Source organism: Microcoleus sp. OTE_8_concoct_300, from assembly GCF_031383065.1.
Lineage (GTDB): Bacteria > Cyanobacteriota > Cyanobacteriia > Cyanobacteriales > Microcoleaceae > Microcoleus.
In genome coordinates, this window is the sequence record NZ_JANMZH010000882.1 from 1 (window position 1) to 5,441 (window position 5,441).

The window sequence follows — 5,441 nt, forward strand, 5'->3', positions numbered from 1 at the left end:
CCCACATTCCGCAGATATTCAAGCAGATTTAATTTCAAAGAAATTCAGAATTGCCAAAACCTCAAATGATTGCTATGCAATCATTTGAGGTTTTTTTAAGGTATAATAATTTGTGCCAGTATAGCAACCTTCAAAACGATGAAAAAGCCCTCTAAAGCTATAAATATCGTAAATTTAGACCATTTGGGAATAGTAGCGGGGATCATAGATGAAATGGAATTGGTAGAAGAAGTTAACAAAAAAGTGGGAATAAAAATTAAATAAACCCTCAGTCCAGGACAAGTAATGAAAGCAATGATTTTGAACGGATTGGGATTTTTGAGCGCCCCCATCTACCTATTTGACACATTTTTTCTGGGAAAAGCAACAGAACATCTAATTGGAGAAGGAGTGACACCCGAACAATTAAATGATGACAGAATCGGGAGAGCTTTAGACAAATATCATCAAGCTGGAACCACAAAAGTATTCACGGCAATTGCCCTGAAAGCAGCGATGAAATTTCAAGTATCAATGAAAAGCGTTCACCTAGATAGCAGTTCAATATCAGTAGAAGGAGCCTACAAAAACTGTCAGGAAAAAAGCCAGGAAGTTGAGGCAGAATCTGAAGATACAGAATCTTCCATGAAAACCATAAAAATCGTTCATGGCTATTCAAGAGATCGAAGACCGGAGCTCAAACAATTTATCATTGATACGATCGTAAGTGGAGATGGAGACGTACCATTATATCTCAAAATAGATGACGGAAACGCCGACGATAAAAGTGTCTTTGTGTCAAGATTGAAAGAGTTTAAAAATCCGTGGACATTTGACGGAATCTGTGTAGCAGATAGTGCCTTATACACAGCGGAAAATTTGTCAGCAATGGCAGAAATGAAATGGATAACCAGAGTGCCATTAAGCATCAAATCAGCTCAAAATAAAATCTGCAACATTGAAGATAGTGACTGGGAAGACTCTCAAATAAAAGGCTATAAAATAGCAACCAGAACCAGTGAGTATGCCAACATCAAGCAAAGATGGCTAGTAATAGAAAGTGAACTCAGAAAACAAGCAGAGCTTAAAAAAATAGTCAAGCAAGTAGAGAAACAGTTAGAATCAGCCAAAGCCTCACTGCGTAAGCTATCAATACAAAACTTTGCTTGTATTGCCGATGCATAAATTGCCATAAAAAAGTTATCAGACTCATGGAAATATCACCAAATAACAGAAATTAAATCCCAAGAAAAACCAGTTAAAACAACAAAAAAAAGCTCAAAGAATCGAGCAAGACACAGACAAGGCTCTATCAAGTAACGGGTGAAATAGAACCCCTAATTTCAGCAATAGAAGCGGAAAAAGTCAAAGCTGGGAGATTTATATTAGCCACAAATATCTTAGATACTAAAGCAGTGAGCAATTCACAGGTATTATCGGAATACAAAGCGCAGCAAAGTAATGAGAGAGGATTTAGATTTATCAAAGATCCGTTATTTTTTACTGCCAGCGTATTCGTGAAAAAGCCGGAGCGAGTTGAAGCAATCGGAATGATAATGGGACTGTGTTTGTTAGTGTATAACCTAGCGCAAAGGAAATTGAGACAACAATTAGAAGCTACCAATGAGCAAGGGTCGAATCAGGTAAAAAAATTGACCAATAAGCCAACAATGCGCTGGATATTTCAGATGTTTCAGGCGGTGCATTTAGTGACGATAAATGGCTCGAATCATGTCAGCAATTTCACCCAAGAGCACCAAGATATCTTGCGGCATTTAGGAGAGTATTGCTGTCAATACTATTTAATATTTTCAAGTGAATAACGATTGAGATCGAGGTGTAAATATTTGTGAATAATTTTCATTAATTAGTCAAGATAATTTGCTCTTGGCATAATTTTTCTTGCTTCAAAATATGAGTGGTCACGATAAAATAGCAACATGAATATATGAGAAAAAGTCAATTATTTCAACTTACTTAGTTTAGGTAAATTTGACAAACTTCTGTAATGCTAAAACTGCATAATTTCAGCCCAAAAGCGTTTCGCTTCCAAGTTTTAACAACAGATAAAAAAATCCGACCCACATCTGCGGAATGTGGGTTAAAACACTATTGGTAGCGCCAGGTGCGCCCATAAGCACCCTACAGATAGAGTTGATGCGTAATTTCTCTATTTAATATCACCAAGCTAAAATCTTAAATTTAAGATTTAAAATCCTTTGACAGAGGATTCAGCCACAGCAGAATTGTCCGTTTTAATTGATTTAATTCCCGATACACTTCTTGTTTGACCCATTGCCCGATCGCGTCGAAGGGTGTAAAAATTTGACCCACAGGCCAGCTAACATCTTGACCCAAGGGTGTTTGATGGTTGCCGGCCAAGGTCTGAACTGTAATCATGTCGGCAAATCTCTGTTTTAGCAGATTAGTCAAAAGCAGGGTTTGGTCGATGTTGTCGCCATTAAATTTGACTAAAAGATTGCGCCGGATTTGATAACTATCTTGAACGAGGCGATTGGTGTCTTGCGGGGAAGGGGTAAACTCTACTTTAAAGACGGGGGAAATTTGCTCGACGATGGGGATTGCTTCGGATGCCGCATAATTGTTGAAAGAGATCAGAATATTGCCTGCCCTCTCTACGTCAAAGACAGAACCGATCAGCAAGTGCAGTTTGCATCCCATGCTGTGCCCCATGCCGTAAACCGGGAGATAGGAAGATCTAAGCAATTTAGTGGCGCGCAGGCGATCGAGAGCATTTTCAAATTTGTTGAGGACATCGCGGGCGATCGCAATATGATCCAAAGTATTGACAAACGGCGTTGCTACTACAAGATATCCTTGATTCCCCAAAGCCTCTAACAGCCAGCGATAGGTGAGTTGCGGTGCTGTCGCCACAAATGCACCGCCGAGAAAATGTACGATCGCGATCGGTTTAGAGGGAATTAATACCCAATTGCCAGAAATTTCTTGCCATTCCATAAATTCAATCTAATTCAAAGTAAAAATGCGCTCGTCCTGTGAAGGTAGAAGTCAGAATTTTTTCTCAATTTTTGCTTTTACTTTCTGCCTCAAAAAGGGGTTGACTAACCATTTTTTTATTCAAAAAACTTTTCTTTTTACTTATAGCGGTTCGATCGCGTGGTGAGGTATGGGGGCGAGTCCTATGCCTATGCCCACCCAGGCCTATGCCCACCCAGGCCTATGCCCTATGCACGTCGAGTACCTCATGTTACTGAGAAAGGCTATACACCTTATTTATTGTAACTATTTTGGGGGCAAATAGCACGGCGGGCGCACGCTGCTATTTGCCCCCTGTATAGGGTAGAAGCTGGCGGCAGAATAAATCAAGGCTGACATCCGAGCGCCACTTTCAAAAATTTTTGTATTGTGTCCCATCGCACGGCTGCAAGCCGCTGTAGTTGGTATTGCGTGTAATTAACTCGACAGGATATTAACAGCCAAATACGGCTCAAAACCCGAATATCGCGTATTAACCAGCCCCTGCGCGATCAGCTTCGATTCGCCTTGATTGGCATCAGCTAATTTCTTGACTAAAACCTGCATACACATATAAGCTCATTTAGGGTCGTCTCCCGATTTCAGATGATTGCTGGGGGTCTAATTCTGCCGAATAGCTGATGCTTTCTGCAGGTTGATCACTGAACTTCTGGTCAGCCTTCATCCATTTCCACTTGTGGAGAGTAGCTGGAGGATTGAGCACTGTAGTAGCGAGGCCGTAAACAATAGTCGGTAAAACCTCCCGATTTAAAAAACTTTCTCCCAGCTTTCTCATGTAGTGCAGTGCCAAAACTTGTCGGAATTTGTTTAGCCTTTTCAAAAGCGGCAAATTCTTAAAGCATAGCTGTTCGTACTCGTTGAGCGATAACTCTTTTTCTCCCCGCAAGCGCCGCCGTTGGTTTTCTTTGACACAATCAGAAGCAATGCGCTTTTTGAGCCAGTGCTTATCTGTGAGAGAGTTCCCTCTAATTCGATAATTTCCCAAAGGTTCTGTCGCCGCTAGCAAACCGTACTTTTGAGCAATTTTGGTAAATAACTCTGTATCTTCTCCTACCTGCCAATCTTCTGCAAAGCCGCCTTCTTTCAGAAGAATGGAGCGATCGACTACAACTGAAGACGGGAAAACCCAAGGGCTTTCGCCTGTCTCCTTAATCGCCTGCATTTCTGCTTTAGTTGTAGGATAGGTGCGAATGTAACTCAACTTGTTGCCGCGCTTGTCTAAATACCGCAAAGCGTGAGCCACAGCTTTGACTTCTGGATTGTCTGCGAGCATCTTCAAACAAACTTCTAGCTTGTTGGGTTCCCAGGTATCGTCGCTGTCGAGAAACGCTACATACTCGCCTGTGGCGCGATACATCATTAAATTTCTCGACTTAGAAACGCCGTAATTTTGGGGATTCCGGAAGTATTGAATTCTCGAATCTTGCTCGACCAGCTTAGCAGCAACTTTGGCAGTAGCGTCAGTAGAGCAGTCATCAACAATTAAAATTTCTAGATGCTGATGGGTACCATTGAGTACGGAGGCAACTGTCTCCGCCAGAGTGTCGGCAGCATTGAATGCAGGAATGATTACACTGACTTTTTCGCTGTTCATAACTTCAATTAGCTGTGCTTTGGTAATTGTTTGCCGAAGTATAGTCTTCGCCACTTATGACCCCTGCATGAAAATACTGAAAAAGTAAGGGTTTTCTGCTGAAACTGAAAATTGCCGACTGTGAAACGCACCGACTGCGATCGAGTGAGATTTCGTCGGCTCAGTTTGAGCTGTTAACTAGGGAGTGAGAGACCTGTTTACCCATCAATTAAAAAGGTGGTAAGTCTTTCGGTTTCGAGTTCCCACACCAGGTAAGGGGGGCTGGAACCTTTTAAAAGCTGCACCCGGATTAGCTAGGTACAGCCAATATAACAGGCTTCAGACCTAAGTGCGATCAACTAGGGGAGAACTGTCAGGAGGGGAGCGTGGCCAATATTGCGCTTGGTTTCTGGGCCGGAGCGCCGTCTGCTGGAGCCGTTGGGGCTGTAGCGAGGGCGATCGAAATTTTACAGGAATTTTGCAAGGAAGCAATTTTTACGCTGTTACTTTAAATTCTTTATTCGATCGAGACGAGGAAAAAATAGTTAAAATTCATGAACAAGGTGATACATCTATTAGGAAAGGAGCTGCCAGATTTGATGTGAGTAAATGGTTTGTTCAAAAAAGTTAAAAAAACAAACAAACGACTGTTCATGTTCAACCCAAACAGCTTTCTTGGAAGTCTTAAAAGTGTGTTAAACTCGCGCACGACTGAATTGATCTAGTTGGCAGAAAAATATCCGGAGAGCATCGTTGTCAGAATATTGTGAATATTGGCTTATGAACTACAAGGAAGCTGGAGCGCCCTTGCATGATGTGTCGTGAACTACAAAAACAAAATTTGACGCGAAAAAAAAGACCATAGGCCCTA

The 5,441-nt window shown here is 41.6% G+C and carries 3 protein-coding genes and 1 pseudogene; 2 read left to right on the forward strand and 2 right to left on the reverse strand.

Annotated features, from left to right (window positions below):
- The first annotated feature begins 138 nt into the window (after positions 1-138).
- Positions 139-1,802: pseudogene (locus ACUVJL_RS38495) on the forward strand (IS1634 family transposase).
- A 379-nt stretch (positions 1,803-2,181) separates the two neighbouring features.
- Here the strand turns inward: ACUVJL_RS38495 and ACUVJL_RS38500 are convergent.
- Both ACUVJL_RS38500 and ACUVJL_RS38505 read right to left on the reverse strand, forming a co-directional pair.
- Positions 2,182-2,958 (reverse strand): DUF1350 family protein, encoded by a 777-nt coding sequence (locus tag ACUVJL_RS38500; protein ID WP_445250623.1) that lies wholly within the window; start codon positions 2,956-2,958, stop codon positions 2,182-2,184.
- Between the two features lie 601 nt (positions 2,959-3,559).
- The gene (locus ACUVJL_RS38505) at positions 3,560-4,645 is read right to left on the reverse strand and encodes a glycosyltransferase family 2 protein (RefSeq protein ID WP_445250624.1); all 1,086 of its coding nucleotides are present in this window, start codon (positions 4,643-4,645) and stop codon (positions 3,560-3,562) included.
- 311 nt (positions 4,646-4,956) lie between these two features.
- Between ACUVJL_RS38505 and ACUVJL_RS38510 the strand changes: the two genes are divergently transcribed.
- On the forward strand, positions 4,957-5,082 hold the full coding sequence (locus ACUVJL_RS38510) for a hypothetical protein (RefSeq protein WP_445250625.1): 126 nt from the start codon (positions 4,957-4,959) through the stop codon (positions 5,080-5,082).
- The last annotated feature ends 359 nt before the right edge of the window (positions 5,083-5,441 follow it).

What these genes read in the sequence shown, in the direction of transcription:
- ACUVJL_RS38500 (WP_445250623.1), bottom strand. Translation starts at nt 2,958, where the DNA reads ATGGAATGGCAAGAAATTTCTGGCAATTGGGTATTAATTCCCTCTAAA.